This window comes from Micrococcus sp. iso_229, from assembly GCF_058072725.1.
This window is the reverse complement of sequence record NZ_CM176514.1, coordinates 1,336,546-1,361,786: the sequence shown is the minus strand read 5'-3', so window position 1 is coordinate 1,361,786 and position 25,241 is coordinate 1,336,546. Positions and strand designations below refer to the sequence as shown.

20 protein-coding genes are annotated in these 25,241 nt (G+C 74.5%); 11 read left to right on the top strand and 9 right to left on the bottom strand.

Going from position 1 to position 25,241, the window contains the following annotated elements; genetic code table 11:
* Positions 1–36: 36 nt before the first annotated feature.
* The 4 genes from AC3RKA_RS06320 to msrB form a co-directional block, all read right to left on the bottom strand.
* The gene (locus tag AC3RKA_RS06320; RefSeq protein ID WP_060774497.1) at positions 37–2,208 is read right to left on the bottom strand and encodes a 3-hydroxyacyl-CoA dehydrogenase NAD-binding domain-containing protein; all 2,172 of its coding nucleotides are present in this window, start codon (positions 2,206–2,208) and stop codon (positions 37–39) included.
* A 76-nt stretch (positions 2,209–2,284) separates the two neighbouring features.
* On the bottom strand, positions 2,285–3,535 hold the full coding sequence (locus AC3RKA_RS06315; protein ID WP_136940491.1) for a ribonuclease D: 1,251 nt from the start codon (positions 3,533–3,535) through the stop codon (positions 2,285–2,287).
* A gap of 60 nt (positions 3,536–3,595) precedes the next feature.
* A complete protein-coding gene (locus AC3RKA_RS06310; RefSeq protein ID WP_098471753.1) occupies positions 3,596–4,210 on the bottom strand; it encodes a DUF3000 domain-containing protein in 615 nt (204 codons plus the stop codon).
* A gap of 75 nt (positions 4,211–4,285) precedes the next feature.
* Positions 4,286–4,801, bottom strand: a complete 516-nt coding sequence (gene msrB / locus AC3RKA_RS06305; protein ID WP_002857079.1) for a peptide-methionine (R)-S-oxide reductase MsrB — start codon at positions 4,799–4,801, stop codon at positions 4,286–4,288.
* Positions 4,802–4,888: 87 nt separating this feature from the next.
* On the opposite strand from msrB, the gene AC3RKA_RS06300 reads away from it, so the two are divergent.
* Complete coding sequence (locus AC3RKA_RS06300; RefSeq protein WP_489727009.1) at positions 4,889–6,307, top strand: alpha/beta hydrolase family protein; 1,419 nt, start codon at positions 4,889–4,891, stop codon at positions 6,305–6,307.
* 6 nt (positions 6,308–6,313) lie between these two features.
* Here the strand turns inward: AC3RKA_RS06300 and AC3RKA_RS06295 are convergent, their stop codons facing one another.
* Positions 6,314–8,407, bottom strand: a complete 2,094-nt coding sequence (locus tag AC3RKA_RS06295) for a M3 family metallopeptidase (RefSeq protein ID WP_489727008.1) — start codon at positions 8,405–8,407, stop codon at positions 6,314–6,316.
* Between the two features lie 99 nt (positions 8,408–8,506).
* Here AC3RKA_RS06295 and AC3RKA_RS06290 point away from each other — a divergent pair, with 99 nt between their 5' ends.
* The 8 genes from AC3RKA_RS06290 (at position 8,507) to AC3RKA_RS06255 (ending at position 17,572) form a co-directional block, all read left to right on the top strand.
* Entirely contained in the window at positions 8,507–9,268 is a 762-nt protein-coding gene (locus AC3RKA_RS06290) for a YebC/PmpR family DNA-binding transcriptional regulator (RefSeq protein WP_489727007.1), read from the top strand.
* A gap of 47 nt (positions 9,269–9,315) precedes the next feature.
* Positions 9,316–9,951 (top strand): crossover junction endodeoxyribonuclease RuvC, encoded by a 636-nt coding sequence (ruvC, locus tag AC3RKA_RS06285; protein ID WP_136940493.1) that lies wholly within the window; start codon positions 9,316–9,318, stop codon positions 9,949–9,951.
* 80 nt (positions 9,952–10,031) lie between these two features.
* Positions 10,032–10,676: a Holliday junction branch migration protein RuvA gene (gene ruvA, locus AC3RKA_RS06280; RefSeq protein WP_136940494.1), complete on the top strand. Its 645-nt coding sequence runs from the start codon at positions 10,032–10,034 to the stop codon at positions 10,674–10,676.
* On the top strand, positions 10,673–11,695 hold the full coding sequence (gene ruvB / locus AC3RKA_RS06275) for a Holliday junction branch migration DNA helicase RuvB (protein ID WP_049159124.1): 1,023 nt from the start codon (positions 10,673–10,675) through the stop codon (positions 11,693–11,695). The genes ruvA and ruvB overlap by 4 nt, the downstream gene beginning before the upstream one ends.
* A gap of 59 nt (positions 11,696–11,754) precedes the next feature.
* Entirely contained in the window at positions 11,755–12,222 is a 468-nt protein-coding gene (gene yajC / locus AC3RKA_RS06270) for a preprotein translocase subunit YajC (protein ID WP_002857067.1), read from the top strand.
* 70 nt (positions 12,223–12,292) lie between these two features.
* On the top strand, positions 12,293–14,119 hold the full coding sequence (secD, locus tag AC3RKA_RS06265; protein WP_002857065.1) for a protein translocase subunit SecD: 1,827 nt from the start codon (positions 12,293–12,295) through the stop codon (positions 14,117–14,119).
* Complete coding sequence (gene secF / locus AC3RKA_RS06260; RefSeq protein ID WP_002857063.1) at positions 14,116–15,156, top strand: protein translocase subunit SecF; 1,041 nt, start codon at positions 14,116–14,118, stop codon at positions 15,154–15,156. The genes secD and secF overlap by 4 nt, the downstream gene beginning before the upstream one ends.
* A gap of 136 nt (positions 15,157–15,292) precedes the next feature.
* Entirely contained in the window at positions 15,293–17,572 is a 2,280-nt protein-coding gene (locus AC3RKA_RS06255; protein ID WP_002857061.1) for a RelA/SpoT family protein, read from the top strand.
* An 11-nt stretch (positions 17,573–17,583) separates the two neighbouring features.
* Here AC3RKA_RS06255 and AC3RKA_RS06250 read toward each other — a convergent pair whose 3' ends face one another.
* Positions 17,584–18,201, bottom strand: a complete 618-nt coding sequence (locus AC3RKA_RS06250) for a hypothetical protein (protein WP_065573124.1) — start codon at positions 18,199–18,201, stop codon at positions 17,584–17,586.
* 85 nt (positions 18,202–18,286) lie between these two features.
* Positions 18,287–19,783 (bottom strand): DUF349 domain-containing protein, encoded by a 1,497-nt coding sequence (locus AC3RKA_RS06245; RefSeq protein ID WP_002857058.1) that lies wholly within the window; start codon positions 19,781–19,783, stop codon positions 18,287–18,289.
* A gap of 174 nt (positions 19,784–19,957) precedes the next feature.
* On the opposite strand from AC3RKA_RS06245, the gene hisS reads away from it, so the two are divergent.
* Positions 19,958–21,334 (top strand): histidine--tRNA ligase, encoded by a 1,377-nt coding sequence (gene hisS / locus AC3RKA_RS06240; protein WP_489727006.1) that lies wholly within the window; start codon positions 19,958–19,960, stop codon positions 21,332–21,334.
* 59 nt (positions 21,335–21,393) lie between these two features.
* Here the strand turns inward: hisS and AC3RKA_RS06235 are convergent, their stop codons facing one another.
* On the bottom strand, positions 21,394–22,683 hold the full coding sequence (locus AC3RKA_RS06235) for an APC family permease (RefSeq protein ID WP_049159138.1): 1,290 nt from the start codon (positions 22,681–22,683) through the stop codon (positions 21,394–21,396).
* Positions 22,684–22,828: 145 nt separating this feature from the next.
* Between AC3RKA_RS06235 and aspS the strand changes: the two genes are divergently transcribed.
* Positions 22,829–24,643, top strand: a complete 1,815-nt coding sequence (aspS, locus tag AC3RKA_RS06230) for an aspartate--tRNA ligase (protein WP_049159140.1) — start codon at positions 22,829–22,831, stop codon at positions 24,641–24,643.
* A 139-nt stretch (positions 24,644–24,782) separates the two neighbouring features.
* On the opposite strand, the gene dtd is transcribed toward aspS, so the two are convergent.
* The gene (gene dtd / locus AC3RKA_RS06225; protein ID WP_002857049.1) at positions 24,783–25,235 is read right to left on the bottom strand and encodes a D-aminoacyl-tRNA deacylase; all 453 of its coding nucleotides are present in this window, start codon (positions 25,233–25,235) and stop codon (positions 24,783–24,785) included.
* Positions 25,236–25,241 lie beyond the last annotated feature (6 nt).

Below are 25,241 nucleotides of genomic sequence, written 5' to 3'. Positions count from 1 at the left end.
GGGCCGGGCCGTCGTGGACGGCCCGGCCCGGGCCGGTCAGGCCTGCGCGGCCGGGTGGAAGCGCCGCCCGTTCACCCGCTCGGCGGCCCCGCAGTCGTCCAGGTACGGCGTGATGCCGCCCAGGTGAAGAGGCCAGCCGGCACCGAGGATCATGCACAGGTCCACGTCCTCGGGGGCCGCGACGACGCCCTCGTCCAGGAGCAGGCCGATCTCCTCGGCCAGCGCGTCCTCGACCCGGCGCAGCAGCTCCTCGGGGGCCTGCGGGGTCGAGCCCTGCTCCAGCAGGGCCGCGGTCGCCTCCGGGATCTGCTCGCCGGTCGCGCCGGCGGCCTCCTCGTCGCGCCGGTCCGGGCGGACGTCCTTGGCCCAGATCGCGGTCTTGCCGGCGTCGATCAGGCGCTGCAGGTTCGCCGAGACCGGGAAGCGCTCCGCGCCGAAGGACGCGGAGAGAGACTCGGACACGTGCTGGGCCACGGGGAGGCCGACCATGGCCAGCAGGGTGAACGGCGTCATCGGCAGGGCCAGCGGGTCCAGCGCGTGGTCGGCCTCGTGCGCGTCGGTGCCCTCGTCGAAGGAGTTCTGCACCTCGCCCATCATGCGCAGCAGGACACGGTTGACCACGAACGCGGTGGCGTCGTGGACGAGCACGCCGGTCTTGCGCAGCCGGCGGGTCAGCTCGAACGCGGTGGCCACGACCTCGTCCGTCGTCGCCTCGGTCCGCACGATCTCCACGAGCGGCATGACCGCCACCGGGTTGAAGAAGTGGAAGCCCACGAGGCGCTCGGGACGCTTGAGGACCTCGGCCATGGCGGCCACGGACAGGCTCGAGGTGTTGGTCATCAGGATGGCGTCCTCACGCACGATGCCCTCGAGCTCGCGGAAGACGGTGCGCTTCACCTCGAGCTCCTCGAAGACGGCCTCGATGACGACGTCGGCGTCCGCGTACACGGCCTTGTCCGTGTCCGCGGTGATCAACCCGGCCAGGGCCTGGCCGTCCTCGGCGGAGAGCCGTCCACGGGAGACCATCTTCTCGACCTGCGCGCGCACGCCCGCCAGGCCGCGCTCGACACGCTCGGCGTCGACGTCCGTCATCACGACGGGCACCCGCAGGTGCCGGGCGAAGACGAGGGCGAGCTGGCCGGCCATCAGGCCCGCACCGACGATGCCGACCTTGCGGACCTCGCGGGCGAGCTCGCGGCCCGGGTCCCCGGCGGGGCGCTTGGCGCGGCCCTGGACGAGGCCGAGGAACGCGTACACGGTGCGGCGGAACTCGGGGGAGTGCAGCAGCGTCCCGAGGGCGTCCGCCTCGGCCTGGGCGGACTCGGCGCGGGTGCGAGTGCGGGCCCCGGTGAACAGGGCCTCCAGGTGGCGGCGCGCCGGCAGGTGGCGTCCGGGGCGAGCGGCCTGGAGGCGCTCCAGCGCCTCCAGGGCGCGGTCCCAGGCGGCGTCGGACACGTCGCGGTCGCGGTGGGCGGCCAGTTCGGCCGCCACGGACTCATCCCCGGTGACCAGGGCGGCGGCGAGCTCCAGGCCCGCGTCGAGGAGGTCCCCCTCGACGATCCGGTCCATCAGGCCGAGCCCGTGCGCGGTGCGGGCGTCGAGCATGCGGTTGTCGTCGAGGGGGTTCTTCAGCACGACGTCGACGGCGGCCTCCGGGCCGATCAGGTGGGGCACGCGCCACACGCCGGACCAGCCGGGGATCAGGCCCAGCCGGACCTCGGGCAGGCCGAAGCCCTTCGCGTCGGCGGCCACCACGCGGTGTCCGGCGGCCAGGGCCAGCTCGAGGCCGCCGCCGAGGGCGAGGCCGTTCACGAGCGCGACCGTGGGGATCTCGAGGGCCGCGAGCCGGTCGTAGACGGCGTGGCCGAGCAGGGCCAGGTCGCGGCCGACGTCGCCGGTGATGCCCGCGATCAGGGACAGGTCCGCCCCGGCCGCGAAGGTCCCCTCCACACCGGTCACGGCCAGGGCCTGGATCTCGCCCGCCGCGGCCCGGGCGGCCTGCTCGTCGAGGACCCGGCCGAGGCCGAGGAGCGTGGCCGGGCCCAGGGTCGCGGGCCGGCGGGGTCCCTGTCCGTTGTCCAGCGTGAGCAGCGCGAGCGTGCCTGCGCCCTCGGGCAGGGCGTGGTCGGTCACGGTGACGGTGGTGACGACCTCATCCGGGGCCAGGGCGGGCAGGTGGTCGAAGGAAGCAAGAGAAACGGATGTCATGCGGGTCACACTACCGGCGGGTAGCCTCCGCGTCGACGCGGCGCGACGGGCCGATCCGGCGGGCCGCGACGGGGGCTCAGGCGTCGGCGGGATCGGGGTCCAGCAGCGCGACCGTGACGATCGCGCCGACGTTCTCCACCTGCCACGGGCGCGCGCCCCGCTCCGTCAGGAACGCGTCCACGGTCTCGGGGGTGATCGGGGCGGGCGGGGTCCAGCAGATCCGCCGGAGCGTGTCCGGGGTGAGGAGGTTCTCGGTGGGCATCCCCAACTGTTCGGCCCGTCGGGCGACGCGGGCCTTGGCCGTGCGCAGGCGGCGGTCCGCCACCGGGTCCCGGTCCTTCCAGGCCCGGGGTGGGGGCGGGCCGTCCCCGGTGCGGATCTGCGCCGCGGGGGCGTCGCCCCGCTCGGCGTCCTCGACGCCGGCCCGGATCGCGGCGATCCAGCGCGGGGCCTCGCGGCTCGCGGCGCGGCCGTGGAAGCCGGAGGTCTGGCGCAGGGCGGAGACGGTGCGCGGCTGGGCGGCCGCGGCGGCGACGATCGACCGGTCCGGGATGAGCCGGCCGGGGGCGACGTCGCGGTGGCGGGCGAGGTCCTCGCGGGCCTCCCACAGGCGCTTGAGGACCGCGCGCTGCACGGGGCGGCGCAGCGTCTGGGAGCCCGAGGTGCCGCGCCAGGGGTCCTTCTTCGGCGCGGGCGGCGCGGCCGTGCGCACGTGCTCGAACTCCTGCTCGGCCCACGCGAGCTTGCCGTCGGCCTCGAGGCGCGCGATCAGGGCCTCGCGCAGCGGGACGAGCAGCTCGACGTCGAGCGCCGCGTAGGCGAGCATCGCCTCGGGCAGCGGACGCACCGACCAGTCGGCGGCCGAGTGCTCCTTGGCGAGGGTGACCCCCAGCAGCTCCTCCAGGACCGCGGCCAGGCCGACGCGTGGCAGGCCTGCCACCCGGGCCGCGAGCTCGGTGTCGAACAGCCGGTCGGGGCGCAGTCCCTGCTCGGCCAGGCAGGGCAGGTCCTGGCTGGCCGCGTGCAGGATCCACTCGACGCCCGCGAGGGCCTCCTGCAGCGGGGCCAGCCCGTCGAGGGCCTCGGGGTCGACGAGCCAGATGCCGGCGCCCTCGCGCTTGAGCTGGACGAGCATGGCCCGCTGGCCGTACCGGATCCCGGAGGCGCGCTCCGCGTCGACGGCGACGGGCCCGGTCCCCGCGGCCAGCGCCGCGGCGCAGGCCTCCAGGCCCGCGCGGGTGTCGGTGAGCCGGGGGACTCCGCCGGCCGGTGTGGCGATCAGCCGCGGGGGCGCGTCCGGGACGGCCGTCTCGGGGGCGTCGGTCATGCTGCTCCTGTTCGGGGAGGTCGGGGACGGGCCGGGGCCCGGTGCGCCGGAGGCGCGGGGTCAGGGGCCGGCCGTGGAGACGTCCGCGGCGTGCTCCGGCGGCAGGCCGGCGAACGCGCAGATCATGTCCGACCACGCCTCCAGATGCGAGCCGAGGTCCCGCGGGGCCGGGGTCCACGAGGCGCGCAGCTCGATGTCGGTGGTGTCCGGGGCCGCACTGAGCGTCCCGAAGCCCTCCGCGATGCTGCGCGTCGCGGTGCCGCCGGCGTGGGAGTGCTCGGCGTGGCGGCGCTCGAGCGCCTCCACGAGCCACGTCCACGCGACGGCGCCGGCCAGCTGGTCCAGCGCGACGTCCGGTTCCAGGCTCGCACGGATCCAGGTCACCGCCCGGAACCCGCCCGGCCACCGGGCGTCCGGGGCCGGGTCGTGCAGGAGGACGAACCGCCCCGTGGCCAGCACGCCGCCGGTCGCGCCCGGCCCGCCGCACACGTCGGCGGCGAGGGCGACGGCGAAGGGCGCCTGCCCCTCGGGCGCCGGGATCTCCCGCAGCCGCACCTCGGTCCGCGGCCGCGCATCGCGCAGGTCCGCCAGGGCACGCCGGAACACCCCCGGCGGCACGGGCGCCTCGACCGCCCCGGGGGCGGCGGAGAGGCGACGGGGCCCGATCACGCTCATGCCCGTCAGCCTAGGCCGCGGGGCCCACCGGGCCGCGGGGGCGCGCCGTGGACGCCACGGCGCTCCCGCACCGGCTCAGCGCGCCCCGTCCGGGGCCGCCGCGTCGTCGGCGGGGGCCAGGCGCAGCGAGACCGAGTTGATGCAGTAGCGCAGGTCCGTGGGGGTGTCATAGCCCTCGCCCGCGAAGACGTGACCCATGTGGGAGCCGCACGCCGCGCACCGCACCTCGATCCGCTCCATGCCCAGGGTGGTGTCCTTCAGGTACTCCACCCGGTCCTCCGCGAGCGGCGCGAAGAACGAGGGCCAGCCGCAGTGCGCGTCGAACTTCTCGTCCGAGCGGAACAGCTCGGACCCGCACGCCCGGCACGCGTACACGCCCTTCACGTGCGAGTCCCAGTACTCGCCCGTGAAGGGCCGCTCCGTGCCGGCCCGGCGCAGCACCTGGAACTCCTCGGGCGTGAGCCGTCGGGCCCACTCCTCGTCCGTCAGGCGGGCGCCGCCCGGGGCGGCCAGGGTCTGCTCGGGAGCCGGGGCGTCCCGCGCGGGGTCGGGGGTGGGACCGTCATGGAGGGTGTGGTGAGTCTCGGTCATGCCGGGTGCAACGGTCCGCAGCGCCGTCGTGTTCCCGGCCGGCGCCGCATTGGCGGGCGCGCCCGCCCGTGGAGGACAATGGCGCGCATGGCCGCACCACCCCGCCGTCCCCGTTCCCGTCCCCGTTCCCGTCCCCGCCCCGCCGACCTGCCGCCCGCGCTGGCCGCCGCCGTCGTCGTGGCATCCCGGCGGGGCGGGGGCCGCGACTCCCGCGTCCGCCGAGCGGGCCGCCTGGTCCGCCGCGGGGTCACCGGGTCGGTGCGCGGCGGCGTGGCCGTGGCCTCCCCCGCGGCCCGCTGGGCCCCGCCCGTGCTCAGCGTCGCCGCGGCCTCCGCCTTCGTGCTGGCCGGGGCGAGCTCGGCGCTCGCGGGCGTGTTCGCGCGGACCGTGGTGACCCCCGTGCGCCGGCACGCCGAGTCCACGCCGATCCTCGCCGTCGTCGACACGCCCGCCGGGCAGGACGTGATCCTGCAGGCCGACGAGTACACCACCGTGCCCGGCCAGTACTCCCTCACGTTCGACGACGGCGCCGGGTGCGCCCGGATCGGGGAGATCACCTCCTTCGACCCCCGGGACGGCACGGTGCAGCGCGGGGTCGAGGAGGTCTTCTCCGGGGATCTGACGACGGCGACCCGGGGCCGGTTCACCGGCTTCGTCTACCCGACCCCCGCCGACGCCGGGCTCGACGCCGAGGACGTGCAGGTGCCGGTGCCCGGCGGCCATGCCCGCGCATGGCGCATCGCGCCGGGCCCCAGCGAGGACGGCCAACCCCGTCCCGCGGAGGGGCTGTGGGCGGTGATGGTCCACGGCCGCGGCGCGCGCCGCAACGAGGGCATCCGCGCCGTCCCGACCGCCCGCCGCCTGGGCATGACGTCGCTGCTGATCTCCTACCGCAACGACGGCGACGCCCCGGACGCGGCCGACGCCCGCTACGGGCTCGGCACCACCGAGTGGGAGGACGTCGAGGCCGCGATCCGCTACGCCCTGGACCATGGCGCCCGGGACGTCGTCCTCTTCGGCTGGTCCATGGGCGGGGCCGTGGCGCTGCAGACCGTGGACCGCTCCACGCTGGCCCCGCGCGTGCGCGGCGTGGTCCTGACGGGCCCCGTCGTGGACTGGGTGGACGTGCTGCGCCACCAGGCCCGGCTCAACCGGATCCCCGAAGCCGTGGGCCTGCTCGGCCAGTGGCTGCTCGCCAACCGGGCCGGCCGGTTCATCACGGGCCTGGCCGCCCCCGTGGACCTCAAGGCCCTGGACTGGGTGACCCGCGCCGACCACGTGCGCGTGCCCACGCTGATCCTGCACTCCGAGGACGACGAGTACGTGCCCGTCGGCCCCTCGCAGGACCTGGCCGAGCGCAACCCGGACCTGGTGCGGTTCGTCCGCTTCCACCAGGCCCGCCACACCCGGGAGCAGAACGTGGACCCGCGCAAGTGGGACACCGCCGTGCGCGGCTGGCTGCGCGCCGTGCTCAGCGCCCCCCGCCCCGGCGACAGGAGGCGCTGACCGCGCTCAGGCCGCGGCGTCCGCCAGCCCCCGACGGCGCAGCAGCGGCTCGAGCTCGGCGTCCCGGCCGCGGAACGCGCGGTAGGACTCCAGCAGGTCACGCGTGTCGCCCCGCGAGAGCAGCTCGTCCGCGAACCGGCGGCCGTTCTCCCGCGTCATGCCGCCGTGCTCGCGGAACCACTCCACGGCGTCCGCGTCCAGCACCTCGGCCCACACGTAGGAGTAGTACCCGGCCGCATAGCCGCCGCCGAAGATGTGCTTGAAGTAGCCGGTGCCGTAGCGCGGGGGCACCAGGTCCGGGTCGATGCCCGCCTCGATCAGCACCCGGCGCTCGAACGCGGCCGGGTCCGCCGTGGCGGCGTCCACCGTCTCCTCCGTCAGCGAGTGCCAGGCCCAGTCCACGAGGGCCGCGCCCAGGTACTCGACCGTGCGGTGCCCCTCGCCCCACAGGTCCGCCGCCTCGAGCCGCTCCAGCGTCCCGGCCGGCAGCGGCTCGCCCGACTCCACGTGCCGCGCGTACGCGGCCAGCAGGGACGGCTCACGCAGCCACACCTCGTTGACCTGCGACGGGAACTCCACGACGTCGCGCGGCACGTTCGTCCCGGTGAGCGAGGCGTACTCGCCCCGGGCCAGCAGTCCGTGCAGGGCGTGGCCGAACTCGTGGAACAGCGTCGTGGTCTCATCCAGCGTCAGCAGGGCCGGACGCCCCGCCGCCGGGGCCGGCACATTCATCGTGGTGAACACCACCGGGCGCTCGCCCAGGGCGTCCGCCCTGTCCCGCACCGTGTGCATCCAGGCACCGCCGGACTTGGTCGGCCGCGCGAACAGGTCCGCGACGAACAGACCCACCCCGGCACCGTCCTCACCCGTCACCTCGAACACCCGGATCCCGGGGCGGTACAGGTGCCGCGCCAGCTCCGGGCGCTCGGCGAACGTGAGCCCGTACAGCGCCGTCGCCGCCGCGAACACGCCCTCCGTCAGCACCCGGTCCAGCTCGAAGTACGGGCGCAGGGCGTCCGCGTCCACCGCGAACTCCTCCCGCGCGTACGCCGCGGACAGCGCCGGCCAGTCCCACGGGGCCACCTCGGCGCCCGCCCGGCCCGCGTGCGCCGCCGCCGTCGCCGCGTCCGCCCGCGCGTTGGCCATCGCCCGCGGCGCCATCGCGGCCAGCAGATCCTCCACGGCCGCCGTCGACGGCGCCGCCCGGTCCTTCAGCGCCTGCTCGGCCCAGCTCTCCGCCCCCAGCAGCCGCGCCTTGCGCAGCCGCAGCCGCACCATCGCCATCGCCGTCGTCAGCGTCTCGTGCTCCCCGGACCCGCCCCGGCCCGTCGACGCCTCGAACACCTCGCGCCGCATGCCCTCGTCCTGCAGGGACGCCAGCCACGGCTGCGACGTGAACAGGGACAGCGTCAGCAGCCACGGGCCCGCCGCCGCGTCCCCGTCCCCGTGCCCCGCCTCCGCGGCCGCCCCCGCCGCCGCGGCCAGGTCGTCCTCGCTCAGGCCGGCCAGGCGCTCGCGGTCCGTGACGAGCACGGCGCGGGCGGCGGTGTCCGCGACGAGGCGGCGCGTGTAGGCGGCCGAGAGGGACGCCAGCTCCGTGTTGATCCCGCGCAGCTCCTCGCGCGCGGCCTCGTCCAGGTCCGCCCCCGCCAGGGAGAGGCGCAGGCGCAGCGTCTCCAGCAGGCGGGCGTCCTCGCCGGTGAGGCCGCCGTCGTCGATCGCCGCGACGCGCGCCGCCAGCCGCGGGTCCAGCAGGATCGCGTCCTCGTGGGCCGCGAGCTCGGGGGAGAGCTCCTCGGCCAGGGCCTGCCGCGCGTCCGTGCCGTCCGAGCCCACGAGCGTGAAGAACATCGCGGCGGAGCGGCGCAGCAGCTGGCCGGACAGCTCGAGCGCACGGACGGTGTTCTCGAAGGTCGGCGCCGTGGCCGCCCCGAGGATCTGGTCGACCTCGGCCCGCTGGGTCGCCATGCCCGCGCGCACGGCCTCGGCCAGCTGCGCGTCGGAGACGGCGGAGAAGTCGGGCAGCCCGTAGGGCAGGTCGGAGGGGGTCGCCAGCGGGTGGTCGGCGGGCAGGACGGAGGACGCGGAGGTGTGGGTCATGGGCGCGAGTGTAGTCAGCCGTGATCCGCACCACCCCACCGGGCGTCGCTAGACTGGGCGGTCGAGCCAGCAGACGAGATCCAGACCTGAGGAGGCGTGATGTCAGGACATTCCAAGTGGGCGACCACCAAGCACAAGAAGGCCGTCATCGACGCGCGACGCGCCAAGGCGTTCGCGAAGTACATCAAGAACATCGAGGTCGCGGCGCGGGCCGGCGGCCCCGACGTCGCCGGCAACCCCGCGCTCGACCTGGCCGTGTCCAAGGCCAAGAAGGCCTCGGTGCCCAACGACAACATCGACCGCGCCGTCAAGCGCGGCGCCGGCCTGACCGGCGAGGTCGTCGACTACGCCGAGATCATGTACGAGGTCCGCGGCCCCCAGGGCTCGGCGCTGCTGGTCGAGTGCCTGACCGACAACAAGAACCGCGCCGCCGCGGAGGTGCGCGCGGCCGTCACCCGCAACGGCGGCACCATGGCGGACTCCGGCTCCGTCTCCTTCCTCTTCGAGCGCAAGGGCCTCGTGCGCCTGCCCGCCGAGGGCAACACCGAGGACGGCCTGCTCGAGGCCGTGCTCGAGGGCGGCGCCGACGCCGAGGAGGTCGTCCTCTCCGGCGAATCCTTCGAGATCCTCTCGGACCCCTCCGACCTGCAGTCCGTGGCCAAGGCCCTGGACGAGGCGGGCGTGGAGTACGAGTCCGACGAGCTCGAGTTCGTCCCCACCATGAAGGTGGACCTGGACGCGTCGGGCGCCCGGACCTTCCTCCGGCTGACCGATGCCCTCGAGGACCTCGACGACGTCCAGAACGTCTTCTCGAACGTGGACATCGCCCCCGAGGTCCTCGCCGAGCTCGACGAGGACTGATCGCGCTGAGCGCGCGCCGGCCCGCCGACGTCGTCCGGATCCTCGGGGTGGACCCGGGGCTCACCCGCTGCGGGATCGCCGTGGTGGACGTGGACGCGCGACGGCGGGCCGCGCTCGTCCATGTCGAGGTCGCGGGCACCCCGCCCACCGCCTCCCTGGATCAGCGTCTCCTGCGCATCGACGAGGCCGTCTCCGCGGTCCTCGTCGCGCACCGGCCCGACCGCGCCGCCGTCGAGCGCATGTTCGCGAACACGAACACGCCGACCGTGCTGGGCACGGCCCAGGCCGCGGGCGTGGCGATCGCCGCGGCCGCGCGCGCCGGCGTCCCCGTGGGCCTGCACACCCCCTCCGAGGTCAAGGCCGCCGTCACCGGACACGGCGACGCGGGCAAGGAGCAGGTCACCACGATGGTCACCCGGATCCTCCGCCTCGACGCCCCGCCGCGCCCGGCCGACGCCGCCGACGCCCTCGCCCTGGCCATCGCCCACGGCTGGCGCGGCACCGCCCTCGGCGCCGCCGCCGGCCAGACCGGCCTGGACACCGCGGACCTCGCCTCCCGTGCGGGGCGCTCGCAGTTCGCCGCCAAAACGCCCGCGCGCGCCCGCCCGCGGGGCCAGCTCACCGCCGCGCAGCGGGCCTGGCTCGACGCCGAGCGCTCGGCGGGCGGCGGGCGACGCCGGTAGGCCGCTGCCACGTCGGCGTTCGATGATATGTTCGAATCCGCGCCGACCGGCGTCCGTCCGTCCCGACAGGAGGGCCCCTCATGATCGCCTCGCTCAGCGGCACCGTGGAGCACGTGGCCCTCGACCGGGCGGTCATCGCCGTCGGCGGCCTGGGCGTGCAGTTCTCCGCCACCCCGCAGACGCTGGCCACCCTGCACGAGGGCCGGCCGGGGGCCGTGCAGACCCACCTCGTGGTCAAGGAGGACGCCCTGACCCTCTACGGCTTCGCGGACCGTGACGAGCGCGAGGTGTTCGAGGTGCTCATCACGGCCAACGGCGTGGGTCCCCGCCTCGCCCTGGCGATCCTCTCCGTCCACCACCCCGAGACCGTGCGCCGGGCGGTCACCGAGGAGGACGAGAAGACCCTCACCCGCGTGCCCGGCATCGGGCCGAAGATGGCGCGCAAGATCATCGTCGAGCTCTCCGGCCGCCTCGCGCCCACCGGGGAGCCGGTGCCCGAGGAGGAGGCCCAGGTGAGCGACGAGCCGGCCGTCGAGACGGTCTGGCACGCCGACGTCGTGCAGGCGATGGCCGGCCTGGGCTGGTCCGAGAAGGAGGCGCTCAAGGCCGTCGAGGCCACCGTGGCGGCCCGCCCGGAGCTGGACGAGGGCCGGGACGTCGCCGCGCTGCTGCGCGCCACCCTGCGCGACGTCGGCATGGCCGGCTCTGTGCGAGGCGGACGATGAGCGCGGAGTCCTCGCCGCTGTCCGCGGCGGCCGTCGACCCGGAGGAGCGTCGGCTCGAGGCCGCGCTGCGCCCCAAGCACCTGGACGAGTTCGTGGGCCAGATGCGCGTGCGCGAGCAGCTGGACCTCATGCTCGCCTCCGCCCGGCTGCGCGACCGCGCCGCGGACCACGTCCTGCTCTCCGGTCCGCCCGGGCTCGGCAAGACCACGCTGGCGATGATCGTGGCCGCGGAGATGAACGCCCCCCTGCGGCTGTCCTCCGGCCCCGCGATCCAGCACGCGGGCGACCTCGCGGCCATCCTGTCCTCGCTCACCGAGGGCGAGGTGCTCTTCCTCGACGAGATCCACCGGATGTCCCGCCCGGCGGAGGAGATGCTGTACATGGCCATGGAGGACTTCCGGGTGGACATCGTGGTGGGCAAGGGCGCCGGCGCCACCTCGATCCCGCTCGAGCTGCCGCCCTTCACGCTCGTCGGCGCCACCACGCGGGCCGGCCTCCTGCCGGGGCCGCTGCGCGACCGCTTCGGCTTCACGGGCCATCTGGACTTCTACACCGAGGAGGAGCTCGAGCGCGTCCTGCGCCGCTCCGCCCTGCTGCTGGACATGCGGCTGGCCACGGAGGGATACCGGCAGATCGCCCGGCGCTCGCGCGGCACCCCGCGCATCGCCAACCGCTTGCTGCGCCGTGTGCGGGACTGGGCGCTCGTGAAGGGGCTGGCCGAGGTCGGCGCGCACGACGCCGCCGCCGCCCTGGACATGTACGACGTCGACGGGCGCGGCCTGGACCGGCTCGACCGGTCCGTGCTCACCGCCCTGTGCACCACGTTCGGCGGCGGGCCCGTGGGTCTCAGCACGCTGGCCACCGCCGTGGGGGAGGAGGCCGAGACCGTGGAGACCGTGGCCGAGCCCTTCCTCATCCGCGAGGGCATGGTGGCCCGCACCCCCCGTGGCCGCGTCGCACTGCCGGGGGCCTGGGAGCACCTGGGCATCGCCGCCCCGGAGGCCACGCCGGGACCGTGACGCCCAGGGCGGGCCCTACACTGGACAGGCCCGCCCACCCCGAGCATCAGGAGTCCCCCATGCCCGTCGCCACCGCCGCGACCCTGCCCGTGATCGCCCAGCAGGCCCAGGGGGGTGGCGGCAGCCTGCTCATGCTCATCGCCTTCGCCCTGCTCGCGGTGATGCTCTTCCTCTCCTTCCGCAAGGGCAAGAAGATGCAGCAGCAGCAGGCGCAGATGCGCAGCACCCTTGCCCCGGGCGTCGAGGTCATGACCGGCGCCGGCATCTTCGGCACCGTCGTGGCCGTGGACACCGAGGGCCAGCGGGTGACGCTGGAGACCGCCCCGGGCACCCGCATGGACGTGCACCTGCAGGGCATCACCACCGTCGTGGAGCCCGAGACGGCCGCCGCGTCGGAGGCCCCGGCCGGCGTCGACCCCGCCGCCGCGCCCACCGCGGACCCGTCGCGTCTGGATGACGCCCCCGGCACCGAGTACCGCGCCGACGACGCCGCCGACCCGCGTCCGCGCCGCGACGACCTGGCCTGAGGCCCACCCACCCCAGCACACGCGGCCCCGCCTGGCGGGGCCGCTCGGATGTGACGGAAGCACCTGAGCAATGGCGAAGAGAACACCCACCGGCTCCGCCGGGCGCACCCTGGCCTGGCTGGCCGCCCTCCTCGTGGTCCTGGCCGCGATCCTCGGCGGCGGCGTGGCCTCCGGCGCGGCCTCCTGGGCTCCCAAGCTCGCCCTCGACCTCGAGGGCGGCACGCAGATGGTGCTGGCCCCCGAGACCTCGACGGGCGAGTCCGTCACCCCCGAGCAGCTGGACCAGGCCGTGGAGATCATCCGCCAGCGTGTGGACGGCTCCGGCGTGGCCGAGGCGGAGGTCGCCACGCAGGGCTCCCAGAACGTGGTCGTCTCCCTGCCCGGGGTCCCGGACGAGGAGACCCGCCGCCTGATCCAGGCGTCCGCGGACATGCAGTTCCGCCCCGTGCTGCAGTCCGGCCCGGGGGAGGCCACCCCCGAGGACCAGCGCCTGCCCGAAGACCAGCTGCCGAAGCCCGACGGGGAGCCGGCGGACGCCTACGACCCGAACTGGGTCACCCCGGCCCTGCTGGCCGAGTTCCAGGCCAAGGACTGCACCGCCCCGCGGGACCCGGCCGCGCCCCCGCCGCCGTCCGACCGGGCGATCGTCGCCTGCCAGCCCCCCGAGGAGCTCGCCGACGGCGTCGTCACGCCGGCCCAGAAGTACATCCTGGGCCCCGTGGTCATCCCGGGCACCCAGATCAAGGGCGCGTCCAACGGCATGGCCCAGGCCCAGAGCGGCGTCTCCACCAACCAGTGGGTCGTCAACATCGACTTCGACGAGGAGGGCGCCAAGACCTTCACGGAGGTCACCCAGAAGCTCACCCCGTACCCCGAGGGCGACCCGCGCAAGCAGTTCGCGATCCTGCTGGACGGGGACGTGATCTCCGCGCCGCAGTCCAACGTGGTCATCACCAACGGCAGCGCGCAGATCAGCGGCCCCACCCTGAACGAGCAGACGACGGCGCAGCTGGCCGAGCAGCTCAACTACGGCTCCCTGCCGATCTCCTTCTCGATCGAGTCCGAGCAGCAGATCTCCGCCACGCTCGGCCGAGACCAGCTCTTCTGGGGCCTGATCGCCGGTCTGATCGGCCTCGGCCTCGTGGCCGTGTACCAGTTCTTCCAGTACCGGGCCCTGGGCCTGCTGACCTTCGCCTCGATCATCGTGGCGGGCGTGCTGACGTGGCTGGCCATCGCGATCCTGGGCTGGACGGACAACTACCGCCTGTCCCTCGCGGGCATCGCCGGGCTCATCGTGGCGATCGGTCTGACGGCGGACTCGTTCATCGTCTACTTCGAACGCATCAAGGACGAGCTGCGCGCGGGCCACACCGTGCCCGTCGCCGTGCACGAGGGCTGGAAGCGCGCCCAGCGGACGATCACCGCGTCCAAGGCCGTGAACCTGCTGGCCGCCGTCGTGCTGTACTTCGTGGCCGTCGGCAACGTGCGCGGCTTCGCGTTCACCCTCGGCCTCACCGCGATCGCCGACCTGATCGTGGTGTTCATGTTCACCCACCCGCTCATGGTGCTGCTGGCCCAGACCCGCTTCGTGGGCGAGGGACACCCGATGTCCGGGCTGGACCCGTCGCTGCTGGGCGGGCCGTCCCTGTATCAGGGCGCCGGCCGCGTCCGCGAGCCCGCCCCCGCCCCCCGCACCGGGGTTCCGGCGGAGGACTCCGACGAGCCGGCCGACGCCGACGACGCGGCGGCCGCCGTCGCCCCGCGGCCGCTCGCCGCGACGGGCGCCCCCCGCGCGGGCTCGTCCGCCCGGGGCGGCCGCCGCTCGCGCACCGCGCCGCCCATGACGATCGCCGAGCGACGCCGCGCCGAGCGCCGCCGCCAGGAGGAGGACCAGTGAACCGTTTCGCCGACTGGGGCAACGCCCTCTACTCGGGCCGCATCTCCTACCCGTTCATCCAGCGCTGGCGGCGGTGGTTCGCCCTCGCCGCCCTGCTGCTCGTCCTCGCCGGCGGCCTGACCGCCCTGCGCGGCGGCTTCAACCTCGGCATCGAGTTCCGGGGCGGCTCCGAGTTCACCGTCTCGCAGACGGCCTCCACCGACGTGGCCGCGGGCGAGCGCGCCGTGACCGACGTGCTGGCCGACGGCCACGCCACCGTCACGAACGTCGCCCCGGGCACCGTGCGCGTCCAGACCGAGCAGCTCGACGACGCCCAGACCCGAGCCGTGGCCGCGAACCTGCAGGAGGCCTACGGCGTGGGCCAGGACCAGGTGACCTCGACCTTCGTGGGACCGACCTGGGGCGACGCCGTGTCGCAGCAGGCCCTGATCGGCCTGGTGATCTTCGTGGTGCTCGTGACCCTGTTCATGGCCGTGTACTTCCGCACCTGGAAGATGTCCCTGGCCGCCGTGCTCGGCATGCTCTACGTGGTCGCGCTGACCGCCGGCATCTACGGCGCCACCGGCTTCGAGATCACGCCGTCGGCCATCATCGGCTTCCTCACGATCCTGTCCTACGCGCTCTACGACACCGTGGTGGTCTTCGACAAGATCCGCGAGAACACGATCGGGGCCGAGGAGGACCCGGAGCGCTCCTTCGTCGAGAACGTGAACCTCGCGGTGAACCAGACGCTCGTCCGGTCCATCACCACCTCCGTCGTCGGCATCCTGCCGGTCGGCTCGATCCTGTTCATCGGCGCGGGGCTGCTCGGTGCCGGCACGCTGCGGGACATCGCGCTCGCGCTGTTCGTGGGCATCATCGTGGGCACCCTGTCCACCCTGTTCCTCCAGGCGCCGCTGTACGCCCTGCTGCGCCGCAACGACGCGGACGTGCGCGACCACGACGCCCGCGCCGCGGCCCGCGCCGCCCGGGAGCGTGGCTCCGACACGGTCACCGATCCCGACGTCGCCCCCTGGGACGACGGCGCGCGACTCTGACGGAGCCGCTGCGGCCCCGGTGCACCTGCCACCGGGCCCGGCGGTCTTTCTGGGGCGGGGCGGGACGGGCGCGGGTAGACTCGCCGATCATCCCGGCCGGAGCGGTCGGGGCCGCACGAGTCAGGAGGCGTGGCCCATGAGCGAACAGGACCCCACTCCCGTCCCGGTCCGGCCCCGCAGCCGGATCGCACGCCTGACCGGCCGGCACGCCACCGAGTACTCGCCCCTGCTCGAGCCGCTGATGCGCACGGTGCGGCAGCGAGCCACCAAGACCGAGCTGGCCGACATCGTCCGCGCCTTCGAGGTCGCCCGCGCGGCACACGAGGGGCAGATGCGGCGCTCCGGGGACCCGTACATCACCCACCCCGTCGCGGTCGCCACGATCCTCGCCGAGATCGGCGTGACCGGCCCGACGCTCCTGGCGGCCCTGCTGCACGACACCGTCGAGGACACGGACTACTCCCTGGAGCGCCTGCGCGCCGACTTCGGCTCCGACGTCGCCCTCCTCGTGGACGGCGTGACCAAGCTGGACAAGGTGACCTACGGCGCCGCGGCGCAGGCCGAGACCGTGCGCAAGATGGTCATCGCAATGGCCCAGGACGTGAACGTCCTGCTCATCAAGCTCGCCGACCGGCTGCACAACGCGCGGACGTGGCGGTACGTCTCCCCGGAGTCCAGCGCGCGCAAGGCCCAGGAGACCCTGGACATCTACGCCCCGCTGGCCCACCGGCTCGGCATGAACACCGTCAAGTGGGAGCTCGAGGACCTCTCCTTCGCCGCCCTCAAGCCCAAGATGTACGCGGAGATCGTGCGCCTCGTGGGGGAGCGGAACCCGGAGCGGGAGAAGCACATCGCGGCGCTGCGCACCGTGATCGAGGAGCATCTGCGCGAGCACCGGATCCGGGCGACCGTCACCGGACGGCCGAAGCACTACTACTCGATCTACCAGAAGATGGTGACGCGCGGGAAGGACTTCGACGACATCCACGACCTGACGGGCATCCGGGTGCTCGTGGACTCCGTGCGTGACTGCTACGCCGTGCTCGGCGTGATCCACGCCCGCTGGAACCCGGTCCCGGGCCGGTTCAAGGACTACATCGCGGTCCCGAAGCTGAACATGTACCGCTCCCTGCACACCACGGTGATGGTGCCGGGCGGCAAGCCGGTGGAGATCCAGATCCGCACGCAGGAGATGCACCGCCAGGCCGAGTACGGCGTCGCCGCGCACTGGCGGTACAAGGCCCAGGCCGCCGGCCAGGGGCCGGTGCAGGCCACGCCGGCCTGGCTGCGCTCGGTGATGGACTGGCAGGCGGACACCCGGGACCCGGACGAGTTCCTCGCCTCGCTGCGCACCCAGATCGGGGCGGACGAGGTGTACGTCTTCACGCCGAAGGGGGAGATCCGCACCCTGCCGGCCGGATCCACGCCCGTGGACTTCGCCTACGCCATCCACACCGACGTCGGCCACCGCACCATCGGTGCCCGGGTCAACGGCAAGCTCGTCCCGCTGTCCACGCCGCTGAGCCACGGCGACACCGTGGAGGTCTTCACCTCGCGCGCCGAGGACGCGGGCCCGAGCCGGGACTGGCTGGGCTTCGTGGTCTCGCCACGGGCCCGGTCCAAGATCCGTCACCACTTCGCCACGCAGCGTCGCGGCGAGCAGGCCGACCGGGGACGCGAGTCGCTGACCCGTCAGCTGCGCAAGGCCGGCATGGCCGTGCAGCACGTGCTCGGCGGCGAGGAGCTGGTGCAGGTGGCCACGGATCTCGGCTACGCGGACCTCGACGGGCTGTTCGTAGCCCTCGGCGACGGTCACGTGTCCGCGCAGTCCGTGCAGGAACGCGTCGCGGAGCGCCTCGCTCCGCCGACGCCGACGCAGGCCGAGCCGGAGGGCGAACTGACCGTCGGCGAGGTGGACCTGCAGGAGCTGGTCCCCGCTCAGGCGCGGCGCGCCCCCGCGCGGGCCACCAACGACGCCGGCGTGCTCGTGGACGGCGACGGCGGTGTCATGGCCAAGCTGGCCCGGTGCTGCAACCCGGTGCCGCCGGATGCCATCGACGGATTCGTCACCCGCGGCTCCGGGGTCTCCGTGCACCGGGTCGACTGTCCGAACCTGGCGACCCTGCTCGCGCAGGAGCCGGAGCGCCGCACCCCGGTCAGCTGGGCGCCGTCGCGGGACACCGTCTACCTGGTCGAGATCCAGATCGAGGCGCTGGACCGCAAGTCGCTGCTCTCCGACGTCACACGGGTCCTCTCCGAGAACCACGTGAACATCCTCTCGGCCTCCGTGAACACCACCCGCGACCGCGTGGCGATGAGCCGGTTCGTCTTCGAGATGGGCGACCCCCGGTTCCTCGGCCACGTGATCGACGCGGTGCGCCGCATCGACGGCGTCTTCGACGTGCACCGCACCTGAGCCTGACGGCCTCAGTCGGGGACGTCCAGCGCCGCCAGCAGGGCGCCCAGCCGGCGCCTGGCCGCCACGACGCCGGCACGGCGGGTCCGGCGGGCCAGCCGCTCCCGCAGCCCGGCGGCGCCGTGGGCGCCGATCACGGCGGCGGCGCGCCGCGACGCATCCGGGTCCGCGCTGAGCAGCAGGTCTTCGACCGTCCGGGCGGGCGTGGTGACCCGCACGGGGCCGAACCGGAGCACGTCCTGCTCGGCGGGGGCGACGCCCGTGGCATCGGCGGCGACGTCCGACTCGGTGAGCGTCCAGGGCAGCAGGCCCCCGCCGGCGGGGCGCCGGTGGAAGTGCGGCACGGCGGCGTGCAGCCGCCCGGGCGCCGCGCCGCCGGCCAGGATCCAGGCCGCCGACGGGCCGATCGCGGTCCAACCGGCGGCCAGGAGCGGGCCGCCGAGGGTCCACAGGGCAGCGGCCCGGACCGCGGGGTCGTCCGCCGCGTCCGGCCGCGCCCACACTCCGGGCAGCAGCGGCCGCACGGCGCCCCGCGCGCCGAGCGCCTGCAGCTCCGGCTCCGTGAAGGGGTCGCCCGCCAGCACGAGCGCCCCGGTCGGGGCGGTCTCCTCGATCGTCACGGTCGTCATGCCCGGAGCCTGCCAGAGACGAGGACGCCCCCGCGGCCGCCTGTGGACAGGCGGGCCGCGGGGGCGTGCTCGAGACGCGTGGGGCTCAGCGAAGCTCGGAGGCCGAGGCCTCGAGGGCCTGCTTCCACTGCAGGCGCGCGTCGAGCGCCTCCTGGGCCTTCGTGACGGCGCGCTGGTCGCCCTGGGCCTGGGCCCGGGCGAGATCCGCCTCGAGCCCGGCGATGGTCTCCTCGAGCTGCGTGAGGGCGGAGTTCGTGCGGGCCTTGGTCTCCGGGTCGGTGCGGCGCCAGTGCTCGTTCTCCGCCTGCTTGAGGGCGTCCTCGAGCTTGCGGAAGCCCTCCTCCATGCGACGGACGTCCCCGCGGGGCACGCGGCCGGCATCCTCCCACCGCCCGCGCAGCTCGTTGAGCGCGCGCCGCCCGGCCTTGACGTCCGTGAAGGGGAGCAGCTTCTGGCCGTCGGCGAGGATCTGCTCCTTCACCTTCAGGTTGGCCCCGTACTCGCGGTCGATCTCCTGGTTCGCGGCCTTGCGGGCGGCGAAGAAGACATCCTGGGCGGCGCGGAAGCGGGCCCAGAGGGCGTCGTCCTCCTTGCGGGAGGCCCGGGGGGCGCGCTTCCACTCGTCCATCAGGTCGCGGTACTTGCCGGCGGTCACGCCCCAGTCGGTGGAGGTGGACAGCTCCTCGGCGCGGGCGATGAGGCGCTCCTTGACCTGCTTGGCCTCGGCCGAGGCGGCGTCCAGCCGGGAGAAGTGGGCGCGGCGGGTCTTGTCGAACGTGGTGCGGGCGCCGCGGAAGCGCTTCCACAGGTCGTCCTCGACCGACTTGGCCAGACGCGGGCCGGCCTTCTGGGCGGCCTTCCACTCCTCGAACAGCTCCGTCATGCGCTGGGACGCGGTCTTCCAGGGCATCCGCTCGGCCGGGGTCTGGGCGAAGGTCTCGGCCTCGGCGACGATGGCCTCGCGGGTGGCCAGCTGCTCGGCCTGGGCGGCCTGCCGGGCCTCCTGTTCCGCGGCGCGGTAGTCGCCCAGGAGGGTCTCCAGGGCCGCCAGGCGGGTGCGGAGGGCGTCCATGTCGCCGACCATGTGGCGCTCGTTCACCGCGGTCGTCATCTGGCCCAGCGCCCGGCCCAGCTCACTCGAGGGGGCGCCGGCGGCGATGCGCTGCTCGAACAGGGCCATCTGGGCGCGCACGTCGTCGTACTTGCGCACGAAGTACGCCAGCGCGTCCTCGGTGCTCGCGTCCGGCACCTGGCCGACCGCGTGCTCCTCCTGCCCGTCCAGCAGCGTGACGTGGCCGTCCTCGCTCACCCGGGCGAACGCGGCGGCCTCCTCTACCGGGGTGGGGGGCACGGTCGGGGCCACGACGGGGGCCGGGGCGGCGGGCGTCGCGGGGCGCACGGCGGCCGGGCTGGCCTTCTTCATGGCGGCCGGGGAGGGCGCGGCGGGCGCCTCGGCGGGCTGGGCGGAATCACCGTGCGCCGGCGCGTCGGGGACGGGCCGCGCCTCGGCGGCCTCGGCCGGCGCGGGGGTGGCCTCGGTGGTGGGGGACTGCTGGTCGTCGGGCTGCATGTGATTGGTCACCGCTGGAACTCTCCCTGACTGCGCCGGCGCGCAGTCGTCGAGGGATGCGGCCGGTCGGGATGGACACGAACAGGGCCAGCGTACCGGGCCGGACAGCGCCCGCGCCTAGAATGGGCCGGTGCGCCGGCGGGGGACCGTCGTGCGTCCCCGCCGTCGTCGTCTCGAAGGATCGCCATGTCCCGCAAGGCCTCCCTGTCCGGTTTCCACGAGTGGCTGCCCGCCGAGCGACTCGTGGAGCAGCACGTGCTCGACACGCTGCGGCGGACCTTCGAGCTGCACGGGTTCGCCGGCATCGAGACCCGTGCCGTGGAGACCCTGGGCCAGCTGCTGCGCAAGGGCGAGGTGGACAAGGAGGTCTACGCGGTCTCGCGCCTGGCCGAGGACGAGGAGGTCGCCGCGGGCCGGCGCGATCCCAGGGACCCGGCCGACCCCAAGCGCCTGGCCCTGCACTTCGACCTCACCGTGCCGTTCGCCCGCTACGTCGTGGAGAACGCCGGCCACCTCGCCTTCCCCTTCCGTCGCTACCAGATGCAGAAGGTCTGGCGCGGGGAGCGCCCCCAGGAGGGCCGCGCCCGCGAGTTCACCCAGGCGGACATCGACGTCGTCGGCGACGGCGCCCTCTCGCCCCGGTACGACGCCGACGTCGCACTGGTGATGGCCGAGGCGCTCGGCGCCCTGCCGATCGGCGACTTCCTCATCCGCGTGAACAACCGCAAGCTCGCCGAGGGCTTCTACCGGGGCATCGGCCTGGAGGACACCGCCGGCGTGCTGCGCAGCATCGACAAGCTGGAGAAGGTCGGCCCGGAGGAGGTCGCGCGGCTGCTCCAGGAGGAGGTCGGCGCGAGCCCCGAGCAGGCTGCGCAGGCGCTGGCCCTGGCGGACATCCGTACGCCGGACGCCTCGTTCGTCGAGCGGGTCCGCGCCCTGGGGGTGACCCACGAGCTGCTCGAGGAGGGGCTGACCGAGCTGGCCGACGTCGTCGCCACCCTGCACCGCCGCGCCCCCGGGCGCGCCGTGGCGGACCTGTCCATCGCGCGCGGCCTGGACTACTACACGGGCACCGTCTACGAGACCGTCCTGGTGGGCCACGAGCAGCTCGGCTCGATCTGCTCGGGCGGCCGCTACGACGCGCTCGCGTCCAAGGGGAACCGCGTGTTCCCCGGTGTCGGACTGTCCATCGGCGTGACGCGGCTGGTGATGCGCATGCTGTCCCAGCAGATGGCCGTGGCCTCCCGCTCCGTGCCGACCGCGGTGTACGTGGCGCTGACGGCGGACGAGGACTGGTCCGAGGCCCAGGACGTCGCGGCCCTGCTGCGGGAGCGCGGCATCCCCGCGGAGGTCGCGGTGTCCGCGGAGAAGTTCGGCAAGCAGATCAAGTACGCGGATCGCCGCGGCATCCCGTTCGTCTGGTTCATGGGCCGGGACGACGCCGGCGCGCGGGTCCACGAGGTGAAGGACATCCGCTCCGGCGAGCAGCACGCCGCGGACCCGGCCGACTGGACCCCGCCGGCCGAGGACCTGCTGCCGCAGGTCGCCCGCGCGCAGGACTGAGCGGGCGGGCCGGTGCGTCGGCCCCGGCGTGCGACGCCGACACCCGTCCGCGCGTCGGGTCACCGGCGGCGGCGCCCGGCCCGCACGAACGCGCGCCCGCCCACCCCGATCAGGAACACGCCCGCCATCGCGGCCACGGACATCGGCGGCAGGCTGAAGGCGAGCAGCAGGCACAGGGCCAGGCCGAGCACGTTGACGGCGCGCGGGACGCGCAGCGGGCGCGGCCGGGCCGGGCGGCGGCCGTCGTCCCCGCGCAGGGTCAGGGCGGACAGGTTCGCCACCGCGTAGTAGACGAGCACGCCGAACGAGCTGAAGCCCACCACGGTGAGGATGTCCGTGGTGAGCAGGAGCAGGATCACGGCCACGGCCACCGTCAGCTGAGCCGTCCACGGCGTGCCGGTCCCCGCATGGACCCGTGCCAGGGGGCGGGGCAGGTCGGACTCGCGGGCCATGGCCAGGGCGGTGCGGGAGATGCCCGTCAGCAGGTTGAGCATGGCCCCGGCCGCGGCGAGGGCGGCGCCGGCCACGGCCACCCAGCCCCAGCCGGAGCCCAGGGCGGTCTCGAGCAGGTCGCGCACGGGCGCCGGGGACCGGGCCAGCCCGGAGGTCCCGAGGCCCGAGATCAGCGCCGTGGCGAGCAGCAGGTACAGCGCCACGGTCACGGCGAGGGCGATCAGGATGGCGCGCGGGATCGTGCGTGCGGGGTCGATGACCTCCTCACCCATGGTGGCCACGCGCGCGTAGCCGGCGAACGCGAAGAACAGGACGCCCGCGCCCATGAGCACTCCCTGCACGGGGGAGTCGACGCCGAGCGCCGCGGCCGAGCCCCCGGGGGCCTCGCGCGTCAGGCCCGCGCCGATGGCCAGCACGAGCACGGCGAGCACGGGCACGAGGATCGCCGTCGTCGCCTGCGCGGTCCGCGTCACGCCCGCCATCGCGACGCCGGTGAGCACGACGACGGCGGCCACGCCCGTCCACCGGGCCGCGGCGGCGTCGTCGGGGAAGAGGTACAGGCCGAGGGTGGCCGCCATCGCGGCCACCGACGCGGTCTTGCCCGTGACGAAGCCCCAGCCGGCGACGAAGCCGGCCCACGGGTGCAGCTGCCGCCGGCCGTAGACGTAGGCGCCGCCGGACTCGGGGTGGACGGTGGCCAGCTGCGCCGTGGACAGGGCGTTGCACAGGGCCGCGACGGCCGCGACCGCCAGGGCCGCGTACAGCAGGCCCGGGTGGCCGCCGGTGAGCGCGGCCGCCAGGCCGATCGCGGTGAACACGCCCGCGCCGATCATCGAGCCGAGGCCGATCGCGACGGCGTGGAGCAGGGTCAGGCGGCGCTGCAGGGCGGCGGTCATGACGGGGTCCTCCTGGGCTGGGGCAATGCGGGCGGGGCACTAGACTGACGGGAACGGCGCGCGCCCGCCCCGCAGGCGTATCACACGGCGTCGACCATCACATGAACCCCGCACATCGTCCGGCGACCGGACGGAGAGGATCCTCGTGCTGCGCACCCACTCCCTCGGCGAGCTCAACGCCTCGCTCATCGGCCAGACCGTCACCGTCACCGGCTGGGTGGCGCGGCGGCGCGACCACGGCGGCGTGGCCTTCGTGGACCTGCGCGATGCCTCCGGCTTCGCCCAGGTCGTGGTGCGGGACGAGGCGGACTTCGACCCGCTGCGCAACGAGTGGGTCCTGCAGGTCACCGGCACGGTCGAGCGCCGCCCCGAGGGCAATGAGAACCCGAACCTGCCCTCCGGTGAGATCGAGCTGATCGCGGAGACCGTGACGGTGCTCAACACCGCCGCCGCGCTGCCGTTCCAGGTGGACGAGCACGTGGAGGTCGGCGAGGAGGCCCGGCTGCGCCACCGCTACCTGGACCTGCGCCGCCCGCAGCCCTCGCGCATCATGCGCCTGCGCTCCGAGGTCAACCGGACGGCGCGCGAGCTGCTGCACGGCGAGGGCTTCGTGGAGGTCGAGACCCCGACACTCACGCGCTCGACGCCGGAGGGCGCCCGCGACTTCCTCGTCCCGGCCCGCCTGGCTCCCGGCTCCTGGTACGCCCTGCCGCAGTCACCGCAGCTGTTCAAGCAGCTGCTGCAGGTGGGTGGGATCGAGAAGTACTACCAGATCGCCCGCTGCTACCGCGACGAGGACTTCCGGGCTGACCGTCAGCCCGAGTTCACCCAGTTGGACATCGAGGCCTCCTTCGTGGAGCAGGACGACGTGATCGCCCTCGGCGAGAAGATCGTCAAGGCCGTGTGGGCGCTCGTCGGCGTGGACGTGCCGACGCCGATCCGCCGCATGACCTACGCCGAGGCGATGGAGAACTACGGCTCGGACAAGCCGGACCTGCGCTTCGGCCTCGAGCTGACGGACCTGACCGAGTACTTCAAGGACACCCCGTTCCGCGTGTTCCAGAACGAGTACGTGGGCGCCGTCGTGATGCCGGGCGGCGCCTCCCAGGCCCGCCGCACCCTCGACGCGTGGCAGGAGTGGGCCAAGCAGCGCGGCGCCAAGGGCCTGGCCTACGTGCTCATCCAGGAGGACGGCGAGCTGACCGGCCCGGTGTCCAAGAACATCTCCGAGGAGGAGAAGGCCGGCCTGGCCGCCGCCGTGGGTGCGAACCCGGGCGACTGCGTGTTCTTCGCCGCCGGCAAGCCGAAGGAGTCCCGCGCGCTGCTGGGTGCGGCCCGCGTGGAGATCGGCCGTCGCTGCGGGCTGTTCACCGACGCCGGTGACGGCGTGGCCGCGAAGGACGCCGACTGGGCGTTCGTGTGGGTCGTGGACGCGCCGATGTTCGAGCCGGCGGCCGACGCCGTGGCCTCGGGCGACGTCGCCGTGGGCGCGGGCGCCTGGACCGCCGTGCACCACGCGTTCACCTCGCCCAAGCCGGAGTTCGCGGACACCTTCGACACCGACCCGGGCTCGGCCCTGGCCTACGCGTACGACATCGTGTGCAACGGCAACGAGATCGGCGGCGGCTCCATCCGCATCCACCGTCAGGACGTGCAGGAGCGTGTGTTCGAGGTCATGGGCCTGTCCTCGGAGGAGGCGAACGAGAAGTTCGGCTTCCTGCTCGAGGGCTTCAAGTACGGCGCCCCGCCGCACGGCGGCATCGCGTTCGGCTGGGACCGCGTGGTCGCCCTGCTGGCCGGCACCGAGTCGATCCGCGAGGTCATCGCCTTCCCGAAGACCGGCAACGGCTATGATCCGCTGACCGCCGCCCCGGCGCCCATCACCGCCCAGCAGCGCAAGGAAGCCGGCGTCGACGCGCAGCCGGAGCCGACGAAGGCCGAGGCCGAGCCGGAGGCCTGATCCGGGCCCGCGGCGGGCCCGCCGTCGGAGCGGGCACGGGGGATCATCTGCGCAGACGACCCTTCCGGGCCTCACCCAAGGCGCCGGAAGGGTCGTTTCCGCAACAGATCGGTGGCAGAGGTCGTGCTGCGGCCCGGCCTCAGCCGTGCCGCGGGCCGGCCAGCTCGTCCGAGTCCACGATCAGCGTGAACGGCCCGGAGTTGGTGAGGGAGACGTCCATCATCGCGCCGAACACCCCGCGCTCCACGCGCACGCCCGAGGACTCCAGCTCGGCCATGAACCGCTCGTACAGCGGCTGCGCCTGCTCGCCCTTGGCGGAGCGGGTCCACGACGGGCGACGTCCCTTGCGGACGTCCCCGTAGAGGGTGAACTGGCTGACCACGAGCGCCGGGGCGCCGGCGTCGGTGAGGGACCGCTCGCCGTCGAGCATGCGGAGCCCGGCCACCTTGCGGGCCACCTGCTCTGCCACAGCCGCCGTGTCCGTGACCGACACTCCGAGCAGGATCACCAGTCCTTCACCCGCGAAGGAGCCGACGACCTCTCCGTCGACGGTCACGGACGCGGACTGGGCTCTCTGGCAGACGGCACGCATGCAGCC